This is a genomic window from Ruegeria sp. BC5 (genome assembly GCF_056539205.1).
In genome coordinates this window covers 127,477-149,611 of record NZ_JBQFUN010000010.1, presented here as the reverse complement: position 1 = coordinate 149,611, position 22,135 = coordinate 127,477, and the positions used below count along the sequence as shown (strand labels likewise).

Genomic DNA, 22,135 nt, shown 5'->3' with positions numbered 1-22,135 from the left:
TGCTCAGAAATCCACGCATTGTGCCACTCATTCTCTCAGCCGTCGCCGCTTAAGACTTGGTTGGGATAACCACCCGACCACTTAATCCTCCTAACGCGGCAGATTTTCCCAGGTCGAAGTGCGCACCGTATGCCTTGAGAAGATCAACCGCGATTGCCAGCCCCAGCCCGCTGCCTCTTACCGAAGTGTCAAGCCGTCCACCAGAGCGTAGCGCTTCGCGTATTGCGTCCTCTGGGATACCTGGGCCGTCATCTTCGATACAGATCTCGACACAGTCTTCGTGACGTTTTGCGGTCAGTTTTACTTTGCCACGACACCATTTGACTGCGTTATCCAGTAAGTTCCCAAGAACCTCTTCGATATCCTGCGTATCCATGCGCACCCAAAGCTCAGGATCGCTTTTGACTTCCAGTATTTTATCCTCTCTCTCAGCGATCGTAGTAAACAACCGTGCGAGACGTTCGACTGAGTGTGAAACGTCCGTACGCGAATGGGTCAACTCAGCCGTGTTTAGAGCCCGGATTCGCGCGAGTGACCGACCGAGTTGAGAGTCGATCCGATCTAAAGCTTCGTCAGCGATACCTGTGTCGACACCGGCCTGTGACATAGCCTGTAGTTCATTTCTCAGAATAGTGGCTGGCGTTTTCAGAGCATGTGCCAGATCAGCGGCTTGCCTGCGTGAGCCGGATACAATGTCCCGATTGCGATGCAAAAGCTGATTCAGATCATCGACCAAAGGGGCCACTTCGTCCGGGTAATCCGTGGGTGCCAGATTGTCATCCGTGTCCCAACGATGGGCGACATCCGCACGCAATTTACGAAGAGGACCCAGGATTGCGGACATCAGCATCAATGAACTTGCAACACCGATCAAGCCAACCAAACCAAACACCGGTAGAAGACTACGCTGTGCCGCCCGTCTTTCATTGACCAACTGCGCCTGGCTTTCCGCGACACTAATTCCCCAGACAGTTCCATCTTCGAAAGAAATTTTTTGGTATGCGCTGCGCAACGCTTCCCCCTCGGGGCCGGAAGTGTTCCAAAGGGTTGCATCTTCAGAGATGTCAGGTGGTTCAGCGATTGTTTCGTCAAACAAAGATGCCGACGTGTAAACCTCGCCGTTGCCGGTGGTAACCTGCCAGTATCTGCCGGAATATGGCGCGCTGTATGCCGGATCAAACATGAGATCACGCAGGGCATCCGGGTCTTGTGTCGTAACGCTCAACCCAACGACAAGCTGGGTGTGGCGATCTCGAAGCGTAGCGTCGAACCTGTTTGAAATTCGGGCATCGATAAACGAAAAAACAGCCAGAGTGCCCACGCCAACGGACAATGCCCCAGATGCAATCCCTCCAAGCAGTGCCCGTTGACGCAGCGACAACATCAAACTGAATCGATCATATATCCGCGACCCCGGACCGTTGTTATCAGGTCAGGTCCCAATTTGTTGCGCAGCCGGTTTATGAAAACCGCAATGGTATTCGAATCTCGGTCACCGTTATATTCGTAGATATGTTCCGAAAGTTCGGATCTGGGGATCAGGCGACCGGCGTTGTGGGCCAGGTAAGTAAGAACGGCTATCTCCTGGGCTGTTAAGTCGATCGGAACGCCATCAACAGTCACCCGCCCATTGCGTGTATCAAGAACGACATTGCCCATCTCGATAACAGGATTCAGCTGCCCACTCTGACGGCGCAAGATGGCGCGGACACGCGCGGCCAGCTCGGGCAAATGGAATGGTTTGGTCATGTAATCATCTGCACCGGCATCCAATCCGTCGACCCGTTCGCTCCAACCATCGCGTGCCGTCAGGATCAGAACCGGAGTTTTTATACCCGCGCTGCGCCAGTCGCGCAAAACCGAGATGCCATCTCGTTCCGGAAGCCCGAGATCGAGGATGATCATGTCATATGGTTCGGTAGTTCCCAGATGCTGAGCATCAACTCCGTTGTGGACAATATCGACCACGCGGCCTTCAGCATTCAGCAGCTTTTTGATCTGTTCGCAAAGGTGCGGTTCGTCTTCTGCGAGTAATACTCTCATACTTTTATCTATAGGCCTGCGACCGAAATTTTAACCACTATTTTTTGCCACCACCATTACCGTTGCCACCGGAGTTGCCGTTACCGTTGCCACCGGAGTTGCCGTTACCGTTGCCGCCGGAGTTGCCGTTACCGTTACCGCCGGAGTTGCCGTTACCGTTGCCACCGGAGTTACCGTTACCGTTGCCACCGGAGTTGCCGTTACCGTTGCCACCGGAGTTGCCATTACCGTTGCCACCGGAGTTGCCATTACCGTTGCCACCGGAATTGCCGTTACCGTTGCCGCCACTATTGTTGCTCTGATTGCCCTTACTGCTGGTCTGGCTTTGTGTGTTGGATTTGGCAGAATTGCCTGATGTGGACTTGGCTGCGTTTGAAATCTGGCGTCCGATATTAGAACGATTGGGCACAACGACACCGGTTTGAGCATTCACAATAACACTTATGATCTTCCCATTGGGTTTCTTTACGAGGATCCGATAGTAGACCTTGTCAGTCTGGAACGCGCGCGCATCGACCGGCGTTCCACCAAAGACTTTTTCAACGCCTTTTAGAACCCTCTTTAACCTGATGGTGCTGCCCGTCGTTGTCACTTTGCGCAATTCGGATTGCTTTAGTTCGCGCACAGCAGCATGCCCTTCCCCAACCTGGAGAAAGGCGAACAGACAAGCGATGATAAAAAGCTTTCTCATCCTCAGTACTCAATATCGCGTAATCGCGCCTCAATTCTACAGATTTTAAGATGAACTGGCGATGAACGGTCGGTTCGTCGCAGGTTCAACGATAATAGGCTTAAATTTGTCAGTTAGTTCCCGATTCCGACACGCGCACTCGTGCTGTCATGTTTCTACGCATTGCATCGTGTGCGGAAATTCGCATTCAACAAACGAGGACCGTCATGAAGATCAATACGACCGGCCTAATGAAAGCCTCTGCAATCGCAATCGCCTTGCTGGGATCCACGGCAATTGTTGGCGCATTCACGTTCCCTGATGCCGCCTATGCCAAGCAAGGCAAAGGAAACGGCGGTGGCAACGGTAATGGTGGTGGCAATGGCGGCAATGGAAATGGGGGCGACAAGGGCAACAGCGGTGGTAAAGGCCATGGCAACAGTGCGAGTAGCGGCAAAGATAAAAACAAGGGTAACGGGTCAGCCGCATCCACGAACGGAGCAAGCAAAGCGGCCGGAAAATCTGGTCACAAGTCAAAAGGCTCCGCAGGGGTCAATTCGAGGTCTTCTAAGAAGGGTCAATTCTCTCTGAAAGGCTTGCTTGGCGGTAATAAAAAGCAAACTGCAAAAAAAACGCAAAGGAAGGGAATTGGTGGCCTGTTCAAAGGTAGCAAGCCAGTAACCACCGCAAAACAAACAAAGACTACTTCGGTCAAGCGGTCCCTGCGCCCGCCAAGCAGAAAAGCAACGATTCTGGAAGATAGTACGCTTGCGCTTGAATCGCGCAATCTCGGCAAGCTAAACGGCGCCATTAACTCCAGCCCCAAAGCAAAGCTCGCGCATATTGCAAACGGTCAGTATAAGAAAGGTACCGGACCGGTCAGCCTTGCAGCGGGCCTTGCCGTTGCGGACACCGAATTCAATCACATCATGGGTGAAGACAACACGTTAAGCCCCAAAGACGTGAAAGAAATCAACGCAGCGCTAGATTACTTGGACGAAGCCCCTCTGTCATTGGAGGAAGCTGAGGATATCCTCGCCAATGAGGAAGCCAACCCTGGGACAACTGACCCTGAAGCTTTGGAAGACGCGCAAGCCGTTAAAGATGCGCACGACTTAACCACGGATGAAGATGGTAATCCGATTGATCGACCTACGGAAGATCAGTTGGCGGCCGCAGAAGCCGTGCATCAGGCAGAAGACAACCTTTTGGATCACCACAAGGGCGGGTTTTCAGAAGATGACGCCATCGCAACGCAACAGCAGGACAATGTTCTCGACGCTGTACGAGCCTCTAATCCTGACGAGGAAGCCGTCAAAACCGCGCTTGGCAGTTCGTATGACGAAGACAAGTATGATGACGACGATCACGATGAGGATGAAGCCAATACAGATCCGGTCGATGACGGTCAGACGCCTGAGGGAGAACAAGTGGAAGAACTTGTTAGCAACGGCTAAGTATTCTGCCAACGAGACTCCGGGCGACGCTTTTGCCTTGCATTCGTCTAACATGAACCAGAAAAAGTACCTTAATTCTGAACCTTAGCTTAACACAGCAAAAAAGCCCGCTCGGATTGGAGCGGGCTTTTGCATTTGTGTTTTCCCGGGTAGGACGTTTCCCGCGAAAACTGCGGACGTCAAGATGTAGGGTCAGACGTCCTTCTTGCTCTTTCAAGCTGCTCATTCCTTGCGATAGCTTTCAGAGCAATTTCGACAGGCGGGAAACGCCCGCTTCTGGATTTCGTGCTGTTAGACAAGTGTTTGCGCGCGGTAGAACGTGGTGGTTCCAAGTGTACAGGAACCTGATCCATAGCGCTTTCAGTGGCAGACTTAATCATGCAGTTCCCCTTCCAGGGAGCCAAGTACCCATAACTGTCTCGGCTCGGTGGAAGGAGTATGCGCGATGCCTGTTGAACACCACGAGAACACATTGTTCACCTTTGGTTAAAGTTGTCGCCGGAACGTAAACAATGTGTTGAATTGCTCTTCGCCGCTTGTAACCAAACTATAAATTTGGGTTGCTCTAAATATTATTCGAATAACATCAGCCATGCTTGGCTTTGTGCCATAGCTTAGCCGTCGATCAGACCAAAGGGTGTCTTGCTCGGTTTTATGGCTAACGAGGCGCGTTGCAGAACTGGCATTCCATTGCTGTCAACCGAAGTTAGCTGTTTCAGCGTCTCTGGGCCTGCGGCCTGCTTGAATTTTTCGATTTAACAAGTGCAACAGTTCGACTTGATTAGAGGCACCCGTCTTCGAAAATACCGAGCTTAGGTGCGAACGAACAGTCGTTGGGCAGACAGTCAGGGCTTCTGAAACCTTTTTAACTGTCATTCCTTCCTTCAGCATAGCGCAAACCCGAAACTCGCACCGGCTGAGCCCTGCTGGATTTTGAGGGCCCAGGATTGGAACATGCTCGGTATCCGAAACTTCTTTCAGATTATGATTGCGACCCTTCTCCAGATACGAGGAGATTGAACCAGGCGTTCGCTTGCACCAACCTGACGCCAGTGTCGGCGCCAACATGGCTAGTAGGTCCAGCTCATATTGGGCAGGTTCATGCCTGAAATGCAGCTCGATGTGATCCACATGCCCGCCGGTTGTATCAAGCGGAACCACGATCACCTCGCCCAACGCCTTTAAATTGCCCTCAAAATGACAAAGCGTTGCTGTGTTGCCCGCAACCAACGCGTCTGACAACGTCCAAATTGAGCCCACCCGTGCCGTCAGAAAACTTTCACCCAGAACCCGTTCCACCAGAGTTTGAGGTTGAGAGGGCCAAACCTTTCCTTCCTCGCTGCAACACCGGGCAATATATTTTACTTTTCGTTCCACCTTAAGTGTACGTGCAATTAATGCGGCATCCGCATTAACCAACTTTATTAGCTTATATAAAACCTGTGGAATGGAGTTTTTGCCCGTTAAAGCATGCGTCCATTCCATAACAAAGTTGAAACTATTTTGCGCCTGGGCGCTCTTGGAGAAACTGATACTCATTACCCTACTAACCAATACAACAAACGTTGCGAGGCAGAACTTTCTGCCGCGGCCCCACCGCAATTACAAACTTGTTCGGGGTTCATGGGCCCAGCAACTGATTTTAAGACCATGCCTATGGGGCAAAAAAGAGTGAGCAGCTTCCAATATTTGCATAACTATCTGTAATTATAACATAAAACCTAGATACCGAAAAATAAACTCCCGACACTTGGATGCCTCAAAGAAAAGATTTAGCGACGAGTATTATTGAGCTTTCCAGCCACAGTTGCACTTCGAATCGCCGCATTGTTTCCAGACTGACTGATTCGATTGAAGATTAAAGGCTTGTTAATGCAGTATTTATTTTAATCTCCCTTAAGAAGCCTCAATGGTAATTGTCTCGCCTAATACGTGTATTTTTCCTATTTTTCGCGGAAGGCGGAAGTTTTTATCACCGCTACCGTTATTTCAGAGCCAATGCGAAATGCCTGGCTTGCGCTGCGACAAACGTAGCGTGGATTTCAATTTAACCTTTCGGGGGAAACATGACCAAATTTATGAAGAAGTTTGTCAAAGAAGAAAGCGGCGCGGCAATTGTTGAATATGGCCTTGCCCTTTTGGTTGTCGCGTCAATTGCGGTTGGTGCGTTCTCGTATCTTGGAACCACCACTAACACGAACGTAACGGGTGCTTGCGCAGCTCTGGGTAGCGCAACCTGCTGAACCATTGGTTCCTTGCGATTTGCAAACCACAACAACATTCTGCGCCGTCCCATCCGTGTAGCGGCGCAGAATACACCGCCGGGATTTTCGAAACCTAATCACTGACATTTCGAAATTTTTGAGCGTAACTTTTGGAGACAGAGATGCGTATCAGACCAGTTATTACCACATTATTCGGAATTGCGATTGCTTCAGGCTCTGTGTTCCTGGCGAAGGATTACATCCAATTTAACACGACTGCACCCAGTGCTACGACGAACGCCGATCTCGTTGAGATCTACGTTGCGCGCTCAGAAATCGCATTTGGTCAAACAATAGAAAGTCATCACGTCACAACTCATCTCTGGCCACGCGAAGCGCTACCTGCCGGGGTTTTCACCGAGTTAGGCGTACTTGTTCCGGATAATCGCCAACAGATGCGTCGCGCTAAGGGGCGGTTCTATCCCGGTGAAGTCATGCTTCTTTCGAAAGTTTCGAATTTTGGCGAAAAGGTCACGCTGGTCCAAAAGCTGGGGGAAAACACACGCGCCATGGCAATCGAAGTCGATGCCGTTACCGCGGTCGGCGGATTTGTCACTCCGGGTGATTGGGTAGACATCGTTTTGACACAAGGTGCGAAAATGGATTTGCGCGCCGTTACTATTTTGCAGAATATCCGAGTGATTGGCGTCGATCAGCAATCCGAAGAACTGAGTGATCAGCCCGAAATTGCCCGTACGATCACAGTAGAAGTGACCCCTCAGCAAGGTCAGCGCCTGGCTTTGGCCCAAAAGGCCGGCACCCTGAGCCTTACCCTTAGAACGCTGGACGGTGTCGAGGATGAGCCAATGGAAATGGTTCGCCTGCGCGATCTTCTGCAAGAAGAAGGCCCGGTTGAAAAAGTCGATGCACAACCGACAGTTAGATTGAATCGCGGCACGGAATCCGAAGTTGTCGTGATCCAGAGGAACTCCCGCGGAGCCGACGAAGCGACAGAAACCGAGACGGGTCCCCAGACGGAATCCAGCAATCAGACGGATGCCCCGTCTACGCCGACAACTGTCAGCCCAGAGGTCAAGCCAAAGGCCCGCTCGATCGAAGTTAGCCAGAACTCTGCACAGTAAGTCTGCGCCATGCATTTGAAAGCCAACATATCATTCTTTGCCAGGGACGAACGCGGCACGGTCGCCATCCTTTGGGGCACAGCATTTGTCGCGTTTCTCGGGTTCTTTGCAATCACGCTGGATGTAGGCCGAATGAACTCGACCCATGCAGAGCTTCAGTCCTTCGCGGACCACGTAGCCCTGGCAGCAGCCGGAGAGTTGGACGGACAACCCGACGCCATCACCCGCGCAACCAATGCAGCGGCCAATCTGATCAACGACAGCCAGACATTTGCCAATGGGTCCGCCACGCTTTCGGGTTCATCGGATTATACGCTTTCGTTTCATTCCGCACTGCCGGTTTCGGACCTCACGCCGTTAGGCGCAGATGTCACGACCAACCCAAGAGAAGCCAAGTTTGCGCAGGTCGTGCTAACGCCCAAATCCCTTAGCATGAACCTTGCTTCGGCTTTGGACCGGATGCTTGGCGGAAGCGGCATATCGGCCAGCGTTTCGGCCGAGGCTGTCGCTGGTTACTCCAAGGCAGCCTGCGATATCTCACCTTTGATGTTCTGTCTGCCGCCGAACTGGGAAAATACCCTGACCGTTGGTGATCAAATCTTACTGCGCAGCGGTGGCAACGGAACCGCCTGGGGACCGGGCAACTTCGGGTTTATCGACCTAGCAACATTTGAAGATGCCTCCGGCGTATGTGCGGATGAAGGCGGGAACAAACTCGCCTGCCTCATCGCGGCGCAAAGCCAGATCACGCAATGCGTCCTCACCAATGGTTTGGATACCGAACCTGGCCAGAAGGTCGGAATCACCAATGCGGCGTTCAATGTCCGCTTTGATATTTTCCGTAGCGTACTTAACGGTGAGAAAAACAATCCGGACTTTGCACCGGCTCCAAACGTCATCAAAGGGATACAGAAAAAGGGTGGTGGTTCCTGCATTCAGGGTAACGAAGAAGTCACGCCTGATACGATCGCACTTGGTCGCGACACTTGCATGGCAGCAGGTACGTGCGGTGGTAACAACCGGTTCGGAGACGGTGTCTGGGATCGCCAAGGGTATCTTAACCGGAACCATGACCTTGCAGATGGTATCGCAGACGGAATTGGCAGCGATGCTCACCTCCCGGCTCTTAGCGTAACGGATAGCGTGTTCGCTGGCACAAGATACGGAATGTATCTGCGGGAAATCGAGTACGGCAACAGCAACCCACATTCACCACCGAACGCAAACTCGATCCTGGACCCTTCGCTTGCCGAAACCGGTCGCCCGATGTGTTCGAACCAAATGTCGACTAACCCAGCGCGTCGCGTCGTGACCGCAGCAGGCATTGATTGCGCTCAAAACCCGGTTTCCGGCTCGACCACAGGCGTTCCGGTCACAAAATTTGTTGCCGTCTTCCTGACCGAACCGGTGGGGGATGACGGTAGTTCACCGCCGAGTTTTGACATCCATGGCGAGATTGTCGGCTTTCCTGACGTTTCAGGCGTCGGCAGCGGCGGCAATGGGTTCGGCGGTATCTTTCGCGACCTAGTGCAACTGTATCGGTGATGGGACGCAGAATCATGAAAACTCGCCTCGCAGAATCCCTCAAACGCTTTGCAAAAAAAGATGATGGCGCGATCCTTGTGGAATTTGGCCTGGTCATGCCAATCATGCTTCTACTATTGGCCGTTACGTTGGAATCCGCACGCATGATGTGGTCATACCAATCGGTTATTGCAGGCGTCCGCGACGCCAGTCGCTATCTGTCCAGAGTCACTCCGGCAGATATCTGCACCTCTGGCGGTTCTGTTGCAGGGCTTACTACAACATTGAAAGGCATCGTCGAGGACGACAAAAATGCCAATAGCCTGTTTCCACCCAGCATAACGGTCAATTCGGTGACACCCAGCCTGTCCTGTGTGTCTGGAACCTATAGGGTCAACCCAGCCCCAGTAGGCACGGTCAGCGCAAACATCACTATCCAGTTTCCGATGGGCAGCATCCTGTCCCTCTTTGGCAGCGGACTATCGTCCGTGACGACGGATGTCTCTGACACTTCACGGATTTTCGGACAATGAAAGGTCAGCTTCATATCCACACGCGCTTGCTTCGCCGAGGGCAGAAAGTTCTTCAGGATCAAGGCGGCGGCGTTCTTGTAGAGTTCGCCATTGTCGTCTCCCTGTTTCTGTTTCTCTTCATGGCGCTACTGGATTTCGGCCGCATGTCCTATAGCGTTGCGAATGCTCAAAAAGCCTCGCAACTTGCTGCGCGCATTGCAGTCGTACGACCGCCTGCGTGCCCCGGAGTGCCCACGACGCATCAGCGAGGCACATCTACTTCGTCACCGAGATTTGGTACGTCCTGCAGTGCCTCGGCCGGGGTTTGTGCGGATCCTCAAACCCCTTCGTGTTCGGGTGTCGCAACCAATGCTACGGCCTCGGAAATCTGGACCCGGATTAGCCCGCTTTTGCCCCCGGATGCCACAATAGACAACTTACAGTTTCATTATGACTTCAATCCCAATCTGGGTTTCCTGGGTGGCCCGTATACACCCATGGTCTCAGTCGAATTGAACCTTAACGATTTTCAATTCGTGTCACCGTTGGCCGCGCTGGCAAACGCCGCAGGCGCAACTAACAGCACAATACCTTCGACAGTCGGTTACTCAAACTTCAGCGTCTCGCTGCCTGCTGAAGACCTTGCATTAGGAGAGTCAGGATGAGAGATCAGAGTGTTTTCACACCCAAATCACAGGCAATTATGCTTGTTTCGGAAAACGAAGAGATCGCGCAGCTGGTTGCGGATGTCTTTCCCGTAAATGAGGAAAATAAAGTCACCAGGAACGGGGCATCGTTTCAGATGTTGAATGGAACTGCCCTCGATCTTGCATTCAAGCACGATCTGGTAATCTTTGAAATCGACCCTGATGACACAGGAGAGCTCCGCGCTATCGAGGCCGTGCTGGCGCATCGCGACGATGATACCTTGTTTGTTGCGCTTACTCAGAATGATCTGTCGATCACCAAAGCGCGCGAGTTGTACAAGATCGGTATTGATGAGGTTTTGCCGCTGTCAATTGATGGCGAAGGTTTGAAAGCCGCAGTTAGTGAAAAACTAAATGCGCGTGCGGTTTCGCAAACCACTATTTCAGACGGTTCTTCGGCGTTGGGCAAGGTGATACCAGTCGCAAAGGCGCGCGGTGGAATCGGGGCTTCAACAGTTGCTGTCAACCTCGCGTGCTCGCTTGTCGGCGGGCGGGGATCTTTCTTCAGGAAGTCCGCAAAAAATCGAGTAGCCCTTTTGGATTTTGACCTTCAGTTCGGAAACTCGAATGTCTTTCTGGACATCGAGGACAACGGCGGATTCCTTCAGCTAATTGAAAATTCTGAAATTCCTGATGATCACCTTTTGTCTTCGATCCTGCAAGAGCATGGGCTTGGCGTTGACGTTCTGTGCGCGCCTACCCCGATGGTGCCCCTGCAATCGATGCGGCCTGATCTGATCGAAGGGATGCTGGACCTTCTGCAACAGCGCTATGATTATATAATCATCGACCTTCCCTGCGCCGTTGTTGAATGGGTTGAACCTATTTTCAAACGGGCCACCAAATTGGCTTTGGTTACCGATACTACTGTCCCCTGCGTACGCCAGGCGCGGCGGTTGATTGATTTCTACCGCGAGGCAAACGTCGGCCTTCCGGTGGAGTTCGTGGTCAACAGAGAGCGGAACACTTTGATCAAGCCTTCGCATGTCCGCGAAGCCGAGAAGGTATTGAAAACAAGCCTGAAACACTGGCTACCCGACAATTCGAAAGTTGCCAGAAATTCCGTAGATCTTGGACGGCCGATTGTGGACATGAAGCCGCAATCGGACCTTGGAAAAGCCTTGGCAAAATTGGCCGCTGCGGTCTCGGCTGAAACTCAGCCCGTGGCAACGAAGAAAGCGTAAAAGGAGATCAACGTGTTCAACGAATTTAGATCACGCAAGGTTGCTTCCAAGTCGAATGTGCTGACACTGGATCGACCCATTGACATGCCCACCAAATCCAAGGCGACTCCTGACCCAGTGGACGTCGACCTGCAGGCGCATCTGGAACTCAAAAGCCGCTTGCATGGTGAGCTTCTGGACCGGCTCAATCTTTCGGTCATCGATAAGGTTGAACGATCGGAATTGAAACGCCAGATCGCATCTTTGGTAACCGGCCTGATCGAGGCTGAAAACCTGCACATGCGGTCTGAGGCTTTCACTGCGCTGGTTGATGAGCTTATCCACGAAGTCATGGGCCTGGGGCCATTGGAACCGTTGCTGGAAGACCCGACTATCAACGATATTCTCGTAAACTCTTTTGATCAGGTGTACGTCGAACGCTTTGGTCTTCTGGAGCTTTCTACTGTTCGCTTCCGCGATGAACGTCACTTGCTACGGATTATCGACAAGATCGTCAGCAAAGTTGGTCGGCGTATCGATGAGTCTCAGCCCTGGGTTGATGCGCGTTTGGAAGACGGCAGCCGCGTTAACGCAATTATTCGGCCGTGTTCCGTCGATGGACCAGCTTTGTCAATTCGCAAGTTCTCCCGCAACCCTCTGACAATAAAAAAGCTTGTTGATCAGAACAGCATGAATGATCAGGCAGCCAAACTCCTTGAGGCACTTGTCGAAGCAAGGTTGAATATCCTCATCTCAGGCGGTACCGGCACGGGTAAAACAACCATGCTGAACGCTGTGTCGTCGTTTATCGATGGCAAACAGCGTATCGTTACCATCGAAGACGCTGCCGAACTTCAGCTTCAGCAAAGCCATGTTGTACGTCTTGAAACCCGCCCTCCAAATGCTGAAGGGCAAGGTGTAATCACCCAACGTGATCTGGTTCGCAATGCCCTAAGGATGCGGCCTGACCGCATCATCGTTGGAGAAGTTCGTGGATCAGAATGTTTTGACATGCTTCAAGCCATGAATACGGGCCATGACGGGTCTATGACCACCGTTCACGCAAACTCGGCGCGTGATTCACTAAGCCGGGTCGAGCAGATGGTGACAATGCTTGGCGCTGACTTGCCGATCAGAACCATCCGGTCGCAGATAGCTTCGGCCATTCAGATCGTACTCCAACTCAGCCGCCTTAGCGACGGCACCCGCAGAGTCGTCAGCATTTCCGAGATTACCGGCATGGAAGATGACACGATCACAATGCAGGATATCTTTGTTTTCAAACGTCGCGGCAAGTCGGAAGACGGACAGGTACTGGGAGAGTTCTTGCCTACCGGCATTCGTCCAAAGTGCTTCGATCAGTTGGTTGCCGCAGGGATCGACGTAGACACCAACATGTTTATTCGTGGGGCTATGTCGTCATGATTGACCTGCAACCGAACACCCTGAACATTCTGTTCTACATTTCGATTTTCCTAGGAATTCTTCTTGCTTACGAAGGATTACAGCAGCTTTTCCTGCGCAAGGAATCCCTCAGCGAGGCCAGAAATCGGCGCATGAAGCTAATCCAGGGGGGCGCCTCAACCGATCAGGTTCTGCAATTGCTACGTGACCCTGCGATGACCACTCCTGGCGAAAAACCCAGTGTGATCGCCCGTTTTCGTCGTCTGCTTGTCCAGGCCGGGCTGACGATCAACCCGATCTGGGTGGTCCTTGCAGCCACCTGTCTGGCCGTGGCGGCCTTCATCGCAATATCTCGGTTCCTTGCCCCGGAAATTGCCGCAGCTCTGAGCGTCCTTCTGGCTGGCGTTCTGCCGCTGCTGGCACTGATCGCCATGAAGGATACCCGGGCCAAAAAACTTACGAAACAGTTACCGGATGCATTGGACCTTATGGCCCGTGGCCTGAAAGTCGGGCACCCAGTGGCTGTAACTGTCGGGAACGTGGCGACAGATCTTCCGGACCCGATAGGTAGTGAGTTTGGCATAATTCAGGACCAGATTAACTATGGCGACGACGTGGCAACCGCGTTTCAGGATTTTGCAAAACGTGTCGGAACAGAGGATGCGAACTATCTTGCCGTCAGCATCGGTATTCAGCACGGCACCGGCGGCAACCTTGCCCGTGTCCTAAGCATTCTGTCCCAGGTCATCCGTGACCGGCAAACCATGCAAAAAAAGATCAAGGCCATCTCTGCCGAAGGGCGTCTTAGCAGTCTAATTCTCACAGTCTTGCCGGTGTTCATCTACTTCTCAATCGAGATGTCCACACCTTCGTTCTACGGCGATGTTCGAAACGATCCGCTGTTCCCATATTTTGCGAGTGCGATAGTCGGCCTGACGATTGCCCAAGGGCTTATCCTGAAGCGGCTCGTCAAATTCAAATTCTGAATGGGAGCGAAAAAATGGAATTTATTCAAAATGTTCTAAACGGCCAAGACCTTCCCCTTCAGTATCTTGTGCTAGGTGGGATTGCCGTAAGTGTTTTCTTTGTAATCCTCGGAATCTCTGGCATGACCGCAACCGATGACACGGCCGCGCGCCGGATGCGGGTCGGATCAATTTCTCGGGGGCACGGAACAGATTTTGACCTCATACAGGGGGATGACAGCGACCCGCACGGACTGCTTAAGGCATTTGTGCCTTCGTCGAAACGCGAACGTTCCCGAATTGGCAGAATGCTTAAGCAGGCTGGTATTCAGCGCAAACATGCCGTCCGATCATTTTATCTGTTCCGTTTGGTGATGGGTTTTGTGCTTCCAGCCGTTTTCGTAGTGGCTTTGTCGTTGCCGCTTGAAACTCAAGTTCAGCTTGGGATTGCTGGCCTATTGCAAAGCATCACCTGGGTGAACGCATTACAGATTGTCACCGCTTTGATGGTAACAGGTTTCTACGGTCCAGCACTCTGGCTGCGGCACCGTATAAGAAAGCGCCGCCAGGCCATCGAACACAGCCTTCCAAATGCGCTGGACCTGTTACAGGTGGCGATTGAGGCCGGGCTCGGATTTGACGCCGCAATGGTGCGAGTGGCGAATGAGATGGCGCATGCGGCACCGGAGATTTCGCAAGAGTTCACGATACTCCAACTGGAACTGCAAGCTGGCAAAGAGCGTCAGGCCGCCTTTATGGACATGGCCGAACGCGTCGGCATTGACGAGGTCAGCTCTTTCGCGAACGCCTTCCTTCAATCCAATCAATACGGCACCAGCATTTCCGCTTCGCTGCGCAGATTTGCCACTGATATGCGTATCGATCGCGAACTGCGCGCTCAGGAAAAGGCCAACCGGCTACCAGTTCAAATGTCAGCCGTAATGGCCATGTGCATGATGCCCGTTCTACTGCTGATCTGCCTGTCGCCGATGGTGATCCGATGGATCAATATGTTTGGGTGATGGTTGGGTGTAGTCTGAGAATTGAAGGAACAAAGAATCTTCTTTGAGCTGCAATGGATGACACGCTTTAGTTATCTGCTTTTAGCCAAGTTCTAATCCTAATACCTTGCTAACGCTGCATTTTGCTGGGGTAAAGCACCAGGTATCGGTCGTATTCCAGGCGGCGTCCACTAAGCGCAAACGAACCCAGCCTCACAGGGGATCGTCTCGATTTTTCTTCGGTCCCTCGCCCGAGCCAGATGAATCGCGGCAAATTCAAACTGCTCTGCCATTTGACCCAGTGTTACATAACGAGCCACAAACGCTTGCAGGCTTTGGGCAGTTATATAGCAACGGTAGTGCTGCGTGTCCGGGTTTCGCACCGTGACCTGATTTAGAAAGCCGCCATTCCGCAACCGCCGGATCGATATCACATTTATTTTCAAGCGTGCAGCCGCATCCAAGAGCGGCAGGTCGCCAGAAAATGCACGCTCCTGTCTTTCTCAGCCTTCAGCTTGATCGATCAGCAAACCAGCCAAACCTTCGACTTCTGGATCACGCGACACGCCGGTCAATCGGTGACAACGCGTGCCAAAGGAACCCGGTCATTCTCTGAGTGGTACGCAGATGGCGGTGATACGTTGTAGGAGCAACAATGGCGTCGAAATGGTCCCGTGTTAGACTAAGAACTTAGGTTTGGCGTTTGTGAGATTGCAGATGATAGTCAAAATTTGGGTCAACTGCCCATCCGAGAAAGTCGCTGACCAGATCGCGGACAAGCTTCTTGAAAAGCGTTTGGTTTCCTCATCGAACCGCTACGCTGCGACTAGCAGTAAATATCTCTGGAAGGGAAAAATCGTAACTGCGCGGGAGGTCCCACTTCTGCTGAAGACCCGAAAGGAGCTTTTTGGCGCAGTCGTTGAAGCGATCCGCAGGATGCACCCTTATGAGACGCCCAGTATTCTCTCGATTGATGTTGACCAAGCCAACGGGGAATATCTTGAGTGGATGATTGAAAGCACGCGCGAGATCTAAGCAAAGCTCAAACTAACGGCCTATAACCGCTGTATCTTTGGGCTCACTACCGACTTTCTCTGCGGCGAGTTCGGACAAGCAGATGAGCCCTGACCGGGCGTTGATCGTAATTCGGTTACTTGTTCGCGCAGCAAGTCGCGAACCATACATACCGGACATTCAGTGCTAGTAGGTTAAGCAGTAGGGAGACGTTGTCCGCCAGTTGTTTTGTGGTCACTTGAGGGCCCGCAGCGAAAGCCGCACTCAGATTGGTCAAAGCGAGGAACGTGGCAAGAAGCGTTAAGAGTCTCATTGCGTTTTTCCTTTCGGTTCAGATGTAGACGACGCCAAAGCGCTCTTCGATCAAGGCGAAATCTATTTCGCCGATCTCGTTCTGGCGCGAGGTTTCGGCCATAAACTCCTCAGCCCAATCACCGGGGAAGATGTAGCTGATCATCTTGGCGGTCGTATCACCGACGTTCTTCATGTAGTGGGACACGCCGCGTGGGCATTGGATGCTGGCCCCAGGCCCGGCCTTAAAAACTTCATCGCCGATTTTAACTTCCAGGTCGCCCTCAAGGATGTGGAAGGTCTGGTCTTCCCATTTGTGATAATGATCAGGAATGAACCCGCCCGGTGCTATTTCACCTGAGCCAAAGACATACTCGGATTGCGTATCGTCTTTGCCTGCGACAACCGACGTGTACTCCTGATCCGCCATGAAATATTTGCGGCCTTCATGCCAACCGCTGACAACGGTCTTTTTGGCGGTCGCTTCTGTTTTCTTAGACATGTTGAGGTCCAATTCTGATTTCATTTGTGGGGAACGACCGGGCTGCCCCGCAACCCAGTCAGAGGTTCAATGGCCGTGCCATATGGCGTAAGCCATCCGTTCAACATGGGCTGGAAGGTTTTCTTTGTAGAACAGCCAATCTTCGAAACCAGGCAGTTTGACCGTATCCTTAAGTTCGTCGACCGATTTGCCGTTTTGTAGACCCTCCCAAACGGCAACGTACAGGGCTTCGACAAAGGTCAATTCTTCAGCGAGAAGCTCAGGCGATGAATGCTCCAGGTGGCCTGAAACCACGGTATCGTAGTCAAGCTCTGCTCTGACACGGCGCAGGGTGTTCAGAGCGCCCACATAATCATGCGTGTTCAAACGGGCGTTCGAGACCAGAAAACGCGGAAGATGCCAATCCACCCCCATTAAAACCTTGTCGTCGGGCATGTGGATCACGCTCTGGCACTGGCCGTCGCTGGACCCGAAGTACTTTAAGTCGATGATCTTATCGCCCAGTTCGATGCGATGCTCATCTGCATAGGTCACATCGGGCAGCACCACCCGGTTTTCCAGATCGCGGCTCATCAACTCAACGCACCCTTCATGGGCGATGAACTCCGCACCTTCGTCCTTGAAAATCTGGCCGCCCCGCGAATGGTCAAAGTGATCGTGCGAGTAAACAACCTTGACCACGGGTTGATCGGTCAGCTTGGCAATTTCGGCGCGCATCGCCTCGGACCGGAATTCGTGATTGGGGTCTATAACCAGAACGCCTTCATCCGTGATCACCACCAGGCTGGAATAATGCGCCATGTAGAACTGATAGACGCCGTCCTTCAGCTTGGTCATGGCCGGTGTCATTTCATCACCTGCTGCAATGGCCGCGCTTGTAAAGGTGGTAGCGGCGGCGATGGCCGTCAGAATGCGCTTCATGGCATGTGTCTCCTTTTGCGTTGGAAACAACATACTATTGACCTAATATTGAATAATTGATGTCATTGACAATTCAAAAGATACAAAAAGTATTGAATGGACAAGCTGAAGAAAATGACCGTGTTTGCTCGCGTGGTCGAGCTGGGAAGCTTTGCCGCAGCCGCGGAAGATTTGAATGTTAGTCCGGCCATTATAGGGCGACATGTGGCCGATCTGGAAACGATGCTTGATCTGCGCCTCATCAGCCGCACAACACGTTCGATGGAAGTGACCGAAGCCGGAGCTCGCTACTATCACGGGTGCAAGGCCACCCTAGAACAAGTGGATGCACTTGAGCAGGACGTGGTTGCACAAGAAGGTGGGCTGTTATCTGGAGCAATTCGCGTAGCTGCTCCGGAAGGGATCGGTACGCCACTGTTGCTGGATGCGGTGCAGAGCTTTCAGACGCTTCATCCCGAGGTGTTGTTTGATCTGGTGTTTGAAAATGAGCAGACTGACTTCGTCACCTCCAGGGTGGATTTGGCCATTCGGTTAGCGATCAAGCTGGACGATAGCAGTCTGATCGTTAGCAAGCTGGCTCAGACATCCCTCGGTTTGTTCGCGTCCCCCTCTTATCTACGCGCATATGGAACACCCACAACGGTGGCCGATCTAGACCAACATTGCTGCCTCGTCTTTGGTGCTTCACGGTTCGGTGACAGTTGGCCGCTCGTGACAAATAGAGGGATGCAAAAGCTGCGCCTGCCCTGGAAACTTGTCATGAACCACACCAATACTTATCGCGAAGCACTGGTGCGTGGGTTGGGGATCGGATTGCTTCCAGAAATCATGGCGATAGACTTGGTGGAAGCGGACCAACTTGAGCCAATCAATTTTACAGGGCAGTTCCCTGATGTTGGGGTGTTTGCAGTCTACCCCGAAAAAGCCTTCCAACCTCGTCGGGTTGGTCTATTTCTGGACCACCTTCGGCAACAGATCAAACAACATCTGGCCTGACCGAAAAAGCGCCCCCGTGCTGACTTAAATTGCACAAAGCCGAACTTGGGATGTTTGCAGCGAACGGCGGCTCCGTCCCGCGTTGCGGTCATCGGCGACAGGGGGCGCGAGCGGCAGGCTCTCACAGCCACTGGATGATTGGTGGTGCCGTAACGAACCATGAACGTCGCCGAAGGGGTGTTATGTGAAGCGATCTCTGGTTGAGTGGTCAGCTCCCCTGCGGATCAAACGAACCATTACTAAATCGCCGGATAGCAGTCATTGATCCTGCGCGCGGAGAACGTCTGTTTCGAGCCCAAGGCGGTCATTGTGGTTTTGTGCGGCGCGCATACAGCTGGAGGATCTCTGCTGGTTTCGGTTCCAAGCCTCATCGCAGCTAACCTCATTGAATTGCCCGGCGCTCTTTTTCCGGCCAGAATTCATCAACCACGACATATGCAATGATTACAAAAAAAGCGGCGCTGGCAACTTGCAATACGCGAGTGATGCTCTTGACGTCAGCCTCGTCTGAAAACGGTGCAACCGAACCGCCATATACAATCAGAGCTGTTGTAATAGCGGAACCGGCGGCGGCGGCGAGCGGTACTTTTGACTTTCCAAGTGCTCCGAGTGTTAGGCAAAAGAAGAAACACAGCAGAATGGGGGTTATAATAACCGGAGCTATTACGTTTATTTCGTAGCATATGATGGATACTGCCGCCCCAAGAAGGTTTGCCGTCAGCATAGCTTTTGCAACTGTTTTGCCTGCAGCGGGCATTGCCGCAAGCTGCTGGCTCAGCAGGGCGACAAAAAACAGAACCAGTAGTGCAGATGCGCCGGAAACAAAAAACGCCAAGGCAAACGGCACTGTTACAAGCGACATCCTGACGATTCGGCGATGTGGGTCGAAGTTCGGCGACGATGCGGCCTTCTTTTGAGCGGGCGTTTGAGGTTCAGCGGGTATCAACACGAACATCAGCGTCGATACAAAGCCCGCAAACAGCAGGTTCAACGGTATCCAATACACGAGCACCAAAGCCAGATCCTGTGATTGCAAAACCAAGTTCGGGATCATCAGTGCACCCATCAGGGCAATGACGCCCGGTAAAACTCCGGCTCCGGAAACCGACCACATGAAAGACAGGATTATTCCTATGGCCACCAGAATGAGAAAAACAAGAGGATATGGTGAGAAGATTGACGACACCAGGAACGAAGTGAACATCAATCCAATCGAAAAGACAAACAGCTTAGCAAATGCTGCCAGAGGCAATGCGGCTGGCGCCTGCAAAAACAGTGCGGTGAACACCGCCCCAACGACGGCGAGTGGCCAGCCAAGAAACAAGCCCAAGGAAAAGACGCCGGTAACACCAAGAGCAAGCCGGGCGATAGAGCGCTGGTCCTCAGTACGCATAGGACAGAATTGAGACCAAGCGGATGTAGGTGCGGCCTACGAGGTTCAGCAACGAGTTGTCGCTTAGGTACATAATCACATCGGCCTGCCCGTTTAGCTGAAAGCGAAGATCATCTTCGGTGCTTCCGGCTTCATAGCCCGGCAAAACGATCCTGACTGGGAACCTTTCAGGCTCCCGCAAAAAACCTTTGGTACTTGGCGGGCTCGCCAATTGCCCGGGCTCATCACCGCCACTTAGGGAAACGGCCGCGCTAAAGCTCTCGATGACGCCCGGAACAATCTTACCGGGATGCATGTCCAACACTACATCAACCGGAGACCCTATCGAAGCTCTTCCTAGGTTGTTCTCGGTAAAATACGCCTCGATCCAGACGTCCGTTGCATCAAGAAACGTCAACAGGTCCTGGCCGGATCGCGCATACGTTCCGGGGGCTATCAGCAAATTAGTGATGACACCTGTCGCCGGAGCACGCAGTTCCGTCCATTCAAGGTTCAGTTCTGCATCCGCCAAGGCCGCCAACGCGCGCTGGATTTTCGGGTTTTCAATCCCGTCGTCACCAAGCCTCTGTTTTGCTTTTTCCAGATCCGCTTTTGCGTTCTCAAAGTTTGCCTCAGACTCTGCCAATTGCCCTCGTGCATCATCAGCCTTTGAGACGGCAATCAACCCTTTCTTTTCGAGCGCAAATACGCGTTCCGTTTGAATGCGCATCGTATCCAGATCGCTCTGCGCCCTTGCGAGTTTGGCCTGTGCTGCACTTACCTCTGCCGAAGACGCACCCACCTCTTGGGTCGCCGCTTCAAGATCAGCTTCCGCCTTTGAACGCTCGATTTCGTAGGGCCTGGAATCTATTCGAACCAGAACATCACCTGCCGAAACAACCTGTCCGTTTTCTACCAAAACTTCCGTTACCGTTCCGGTCACCTGAGGCACGATTTGTGTGGCTACAGCTTTTACTCTGGCGTTCCCGGTAAATGGCGTTTTTCGATCAGCGACCAGATACCAGACAAGAAAAATCAGAATGACAGCCAGGGTTGTCCATATCGTCTTCCTCATTTCGCGGCACCTTCTGCAGCGGCCTCGGCTTCGGGCGAGGTATCAATCCAAACCTTGAACAGCTCATAGAACACAGCAAAGAGCACCGGCCCCATAAAGACGCCGATCAAACCGTACGCCATCATACCTCCGAGAACACCGATGAGGATGACCAACATGGGAGTCTCAAGGCCTTTTGAGATGAACACGGGTCTTAGGAAACTGTCCATTATCATGACTGGAACGGCCAATATGGTGAAGATCAAAGCTATTCCGCCGGACATGGAACTCCATGCATAGATAATAACCGGTATAAGAACCAATCCGGGCCCGATTTGGATAATCGAGAGTATCAGGCAGATAAATGCCAGCGTGGCGGCCGAAGAAATCCCAAACAATGCCAACAGTATCCAAACGAAAACCGCCTGAATGGCTGCTACGCCAATCACGCCTTTTGTAACGTTCCGGATCGTTGCGCCCGCGAGTGTCACGAATTCACCACCGCGCGGTGCAAAGACACGGTTGGCAAAGCGCTGAAGACCTTGGACCAAATTTGGCCCAGGGCTGAACAATGCCCCCATAATCAACACGGACAGAGCTAAGCCAAGCAGCCCGATTCCGATGCTCAGCACCTTACCGAAGAGCGATTTGGTGATCTCAAGGATTTGCGTGCCGTATTTTGCAAGCGCGCCGTCAAGATTGCGCTCAAACATTCCCCAGACATCGGCTATTTTGTTTCCCACCAAGGGCAACTCCTTGAGACCCTCGGGCGCAGGTGGGACTTTCAACTCACCTTTGTCTGCTTGTTCCGCGAATTCAGACCCAAGTTCTGCGGCACCAGACACCGCCGTAGCGACTGGCCCGAGGGTCAGAACAAGGCCCAACAAAACCAAGATCGTCGTGGCAAGTTTTTTCCGCCCTCCCAGCTTGGACTGAAGCCAGTCAAATGCCGGGTAAAGCGCCACACAGAGGATCGTTGCCCAGATAACCACGCTCGCAAGCGGGGCCACCATGACTAGGGCGCTGTAGAGGAATAGTCCGAGAAAGAGCAATCGTATTGCCAGATCGACAATCTTTGCGTCCTGTGTCTTTTCCATTCCATCCCTCCATGTGTTTTTCGAATGTTACACTCAAAAAACATAATATGTATATTTTTTTGAATTTTGGTGATCATCTATCAGCTTGAAGAGTCG

21 protein-coding genes are annotated in these 22,135 nt (G+C 52.4%); 12 read left to right on the top strand and 9 right to left on the bottom strand.

Annotation, left to right across the window (positions count from 1 at the left end; genetic code table 11):
* Positions 1–49 precede the first annotated feature (49 nt).
* The 3 genes from ACR0LY_RS18840 to ACR0LY_RS18830 are packed head-to-tail and all read right to left on the bottom strand — an operon-like array spanning position 50 to position 2,734.
* Complete coding sequence (locus ACR0LY_RS18840; protein WP_170351508.1) at positions 50–1,384, bottom strand: sensor histidine kinase; 1,335 nt, start codon at positions 1,382–1,384, stop codon at positions 50–52.
* Positions 1,384–2,043, bottom strand: a complete 660-nt coding sequence (locus ACR0LY_RS18835) for a response regulator (RefSeq protein ID WP_170351510.1) — start codon at positions 2,041–2,043, stop codon at positions 1,384–1,386. The genes ACR0LY_RS18840 and ACR0LY_RS18835 overlap by 1 nt, the downstream gene beginning before the upstream one ends.
* A 37-nt stretch (positions 2,044–2,080) precedes the next feature.
* Complete coding sequence (locus tag ACR0LY_RS18830) at positions 2,081–2,734, bottom strand: PepSY domain-containing protein (protein WP_217360551.1); 654 nt, start codon at positions 2,732–2,734, stop codon at positions 2,081–2,083.
* A 206-nt stretch (positions 2,735–2,940) separates the two neighbouring features.
* On the opposite strand from ACR0LY_RS18830, the gene ACR0LY_RS18825 reads away from it, so the two are divergent.
* A complete protein-coding gene (locus ACR0LY_RS18825) occupies positions 2,941–4,170 on the top strand; it encodes a hypothetical protein (RefSeq protein ID WP_170351495.1) in 1,230 nt (409 codons plus the stop codon).
* Between the two features lie 696 nt (positions 4,171–4,866).
* Here the strand turns inward: ACR0LY_RS18825 and ACR0LY_RS18820 are convergent.
* Positions 4,867–5,709 (bottom strand): helix-turn-helix transcriptional regulator, encoded by an 843-nt coding sequence (locus ACR0LY_RS18820; RefSeq protein WP_170351512.1) that lies wholly within the window; start codon positions 5,707–5,709, stop codon positions 4,867–4,869.
* A 527-nt stretch (positions 5,710–6,236) separates the two neighbouring features.
* Here ACR0LY_RS18820 and ACR0LY_RS18815 point away from each other — a divergent pair.
* The 10 genes from ACR0LY_RS18815 (at position 6,237) to cutA (ending at position 15,827) form a co-directional block, all read left to right on the top strand.
* Positions 6,237–6,413, top strand: a complete 177-nt coding sequence (locus tag ACR0LY_RS18815; protein WP_145975006.1) for a Flp family type IVb pilin — start codon at positions 6,237–6,239, stop codon at positions 6,411–6,413.
* 143 nt (positions 6,414–6,556) lie between these two features.
* Positions 6,557–7,516 carry a Flp pilus assembly protein CpaB gene (gene cpaB / locus ACR0LY_RS18810; protein WP_170351514.1) on the top strand — a complete coding sequence of 320 codons (960 nt, stop codon included), beginning with the start codon at positions 6,557–6,559 and terminating at the stop codon, positions 7,514–7,516.
* Positions 7,517–7,525: 9 nt separating this feature from the next.
* On the top strand, positions 7,526–9,061 hold the full coding sequence (locus ACR0LY_RS18805; RefSeq protein WP_170351516.1) for a TadE/TadG family type IV pilus assembly protein: 1,536 nt from the start codon (positions 7,526–7,528) through the stop codon (positions 9,059–9,061).
* 14 nt (positions 9,062–9,075) lie between these two features.
* Entirely contained in the window at positions 9,076–9,573 is a 498-nt protein-coding gene (locus tag ACR0LY_RS18800) for a TadE/TadG family type IV pilus assembly protein (RefSeq protein WP_170351517.1), read from the top strand.
* Positions 9,570–10,217, top strand: a complete 648-nt coding sequence (locus ACR0LY_RS18795) for a TadE/TadG family type IV pilus assembly protein (RefSeq protein WP_170351519.1) — start codon at positions 9,570–9,572, stop codon at positions 10,215–10,217. The genes ACR0LY_RS18800 and ACR0LY_RS18795 overlap by 4 nt, the downstream gene beginning before the upstream one ends.
* Entirely contained in the window at positions 10,214–11,443 is a 1,230-nt protein-coding gene (locus tag ACR0LY_RS18790) for a CpaE/TadZ family protein (RefSeq protein WP_170351521.1), read from the top strand. The genes ACR0LY_RS18795 and ACR0LY_RS18790 overlap by 4 nt, the downstream gene beginning before the upstream one ends.
* A gap of 12 nt (positions 11,444–11,455) precedes the next feature.
* Complete coding sequence (locus ACR0LY_RS18785; RefSeq protein WP_367647831.1) at positions 11,456–12,847, top strand: TadA family conjugal transfer-associated ATPase; 1,392 nt, start codon at positions 11,456–11,458, stop codon at positions 12,845–12,847.
* Positions 12,844–13,812 carry a type II secretion system F family protein gene (locus ACR0LY_RS18780; RefSeq protein ID WP_170351522.1) on the top strand — a complete coding sequence of 323 codons (969 nt, stop codon included), beginning with the start codon at positions 12,844–12,846 and terminating at the stop codon, positions 13,810–13,812. Before ACR0LY_RS18785 ends, ACR0LY_RS18780 begins: the two co-directional genes overlap by 4 nt.
* A gap of 14 nt (positions 13,813–13,826) precedes the next feature.
* Positions 13,827–14,813 carry a type II secretion system F family protein gene (locus tag ACR0LY_RS18775; RefSeq protein ID WP_170351524.1) on the top strand — a complete coding sequence of 329 codons (987 nt, stop codon included), beginning with the start codon at positions 13,827–13,829 and terminating at the stop codon, positions 14,811–14,813.
* Positions 14,814–15,509: 696 nt separating this feature from the next.
* Complete coding sequence (cutA, locus tag ACR0LY_RS18770) at positions 15,510–15,827, top strand: divalent-cation tolerance protein CutA (RefSeq protein ID WP_170351526.1); 318 nt, start codon at positions 15,510–15,512, stop codon at positions 15,825–15,827.
* Between the two features lie 310 nt (positions 15,828–16,137).
* Here the strand turns inward: cutA and ACR0LY_RS18765 are convergent, their stop codons facing one another.
* Together ACR0LY_RS18765 and ACR0LY_RS18760 are read right to left on the bottom strand one after the other, a co-directional pair.
* A complete protein-coding gene (locus ACR0LY_RS18765; protein WP_170351527.1) occupies positions 16,138–16,599 on the bottom strand; it encodes a cupin domain-containing protein in 462 nt (153 codons plus the stop codon).
* A gap of 66 nt (positions 16,600–16,665) precedes the next feature.
* Entirely contained in the window at positions 16,666–17,520 is an 855-nt protein-coding gene (locus tag ACR0LY_RS18760) for an MBL fold metallo-hydrolase (protein WP_170351529.1), read from the bottom strand.
* A gap of 96 nt (positions 17,521–17,616) precedes the next feature.
* Between ACR0LY_RS18760 and ACR0LY_RS18755 the strand changes: the two genes are divergently transcribed.
* Entirely contained in the window at positions 17,617–18,516 is a 900-nt protein-coding gene (locus tag ACR0LY_RS18755) for a LysR family transcriptional regulator (RefSeq protein WP_170351532.1), read from the top strand.
* Between the two features lie 382 nt (positions 18,517–18,898).
* On the opposite strand, the gene ACR0LY_RS18750 is transcribed toward ACR0LY_RS18755, so the two are convergent.
* From ACR0LY_RS18750 to ACR0LY_RS18740, 3 genes are read right to left on the bottom strand one after another with little or no spacing between them, the layout of a single operon-like run.
* On the bottom strand, positions 18,899–19,909 hold the full coding sequence (locus ACR0LY_RS18750) for a DUF2955 domain-containing protein (protein ID WP_170351534.1): 1,011 nt from the start codon (positions 19,907–19,909) through the stop codon (positions 18,899–18,901).
* Positions 19,899–20,963 carry an HlyD family secretion protein gene (locus ACR0LY_RS18745; RefSeq protein WP_170351536.1) on the bottom strand — a complete coding sequence of 355 codons (1,065 nt, stop codon included), beginning with the start codon at positions 20,961–20,963 and terminating at the stop codon, positions 19,899–19,901. Before ACR0LY_RS18745 ends, ACR0LY_RS18750 begins: the two co-directional genes overlap by 11 nt.
* The gene (locus ACR0LY_RS18740) at positions 20,960–22,039 is read right to left on the bottom strand and encodes an AI-2E family transporter (RefSeq protein ID WP_170351538.1); all 1,080 of its coding nucleotides are present in this window, start codon (positions 22,037–22,039) and stop codon (positions 20,960–20,962) included. The genes ACR0LY_RS18745 and ACR0LY_RS18740 overlap by 4 nt, the downstream gene beginning before the upstream one ends.
* Positions 22,040–22,135: the final 96 nt, after the last annotated feature.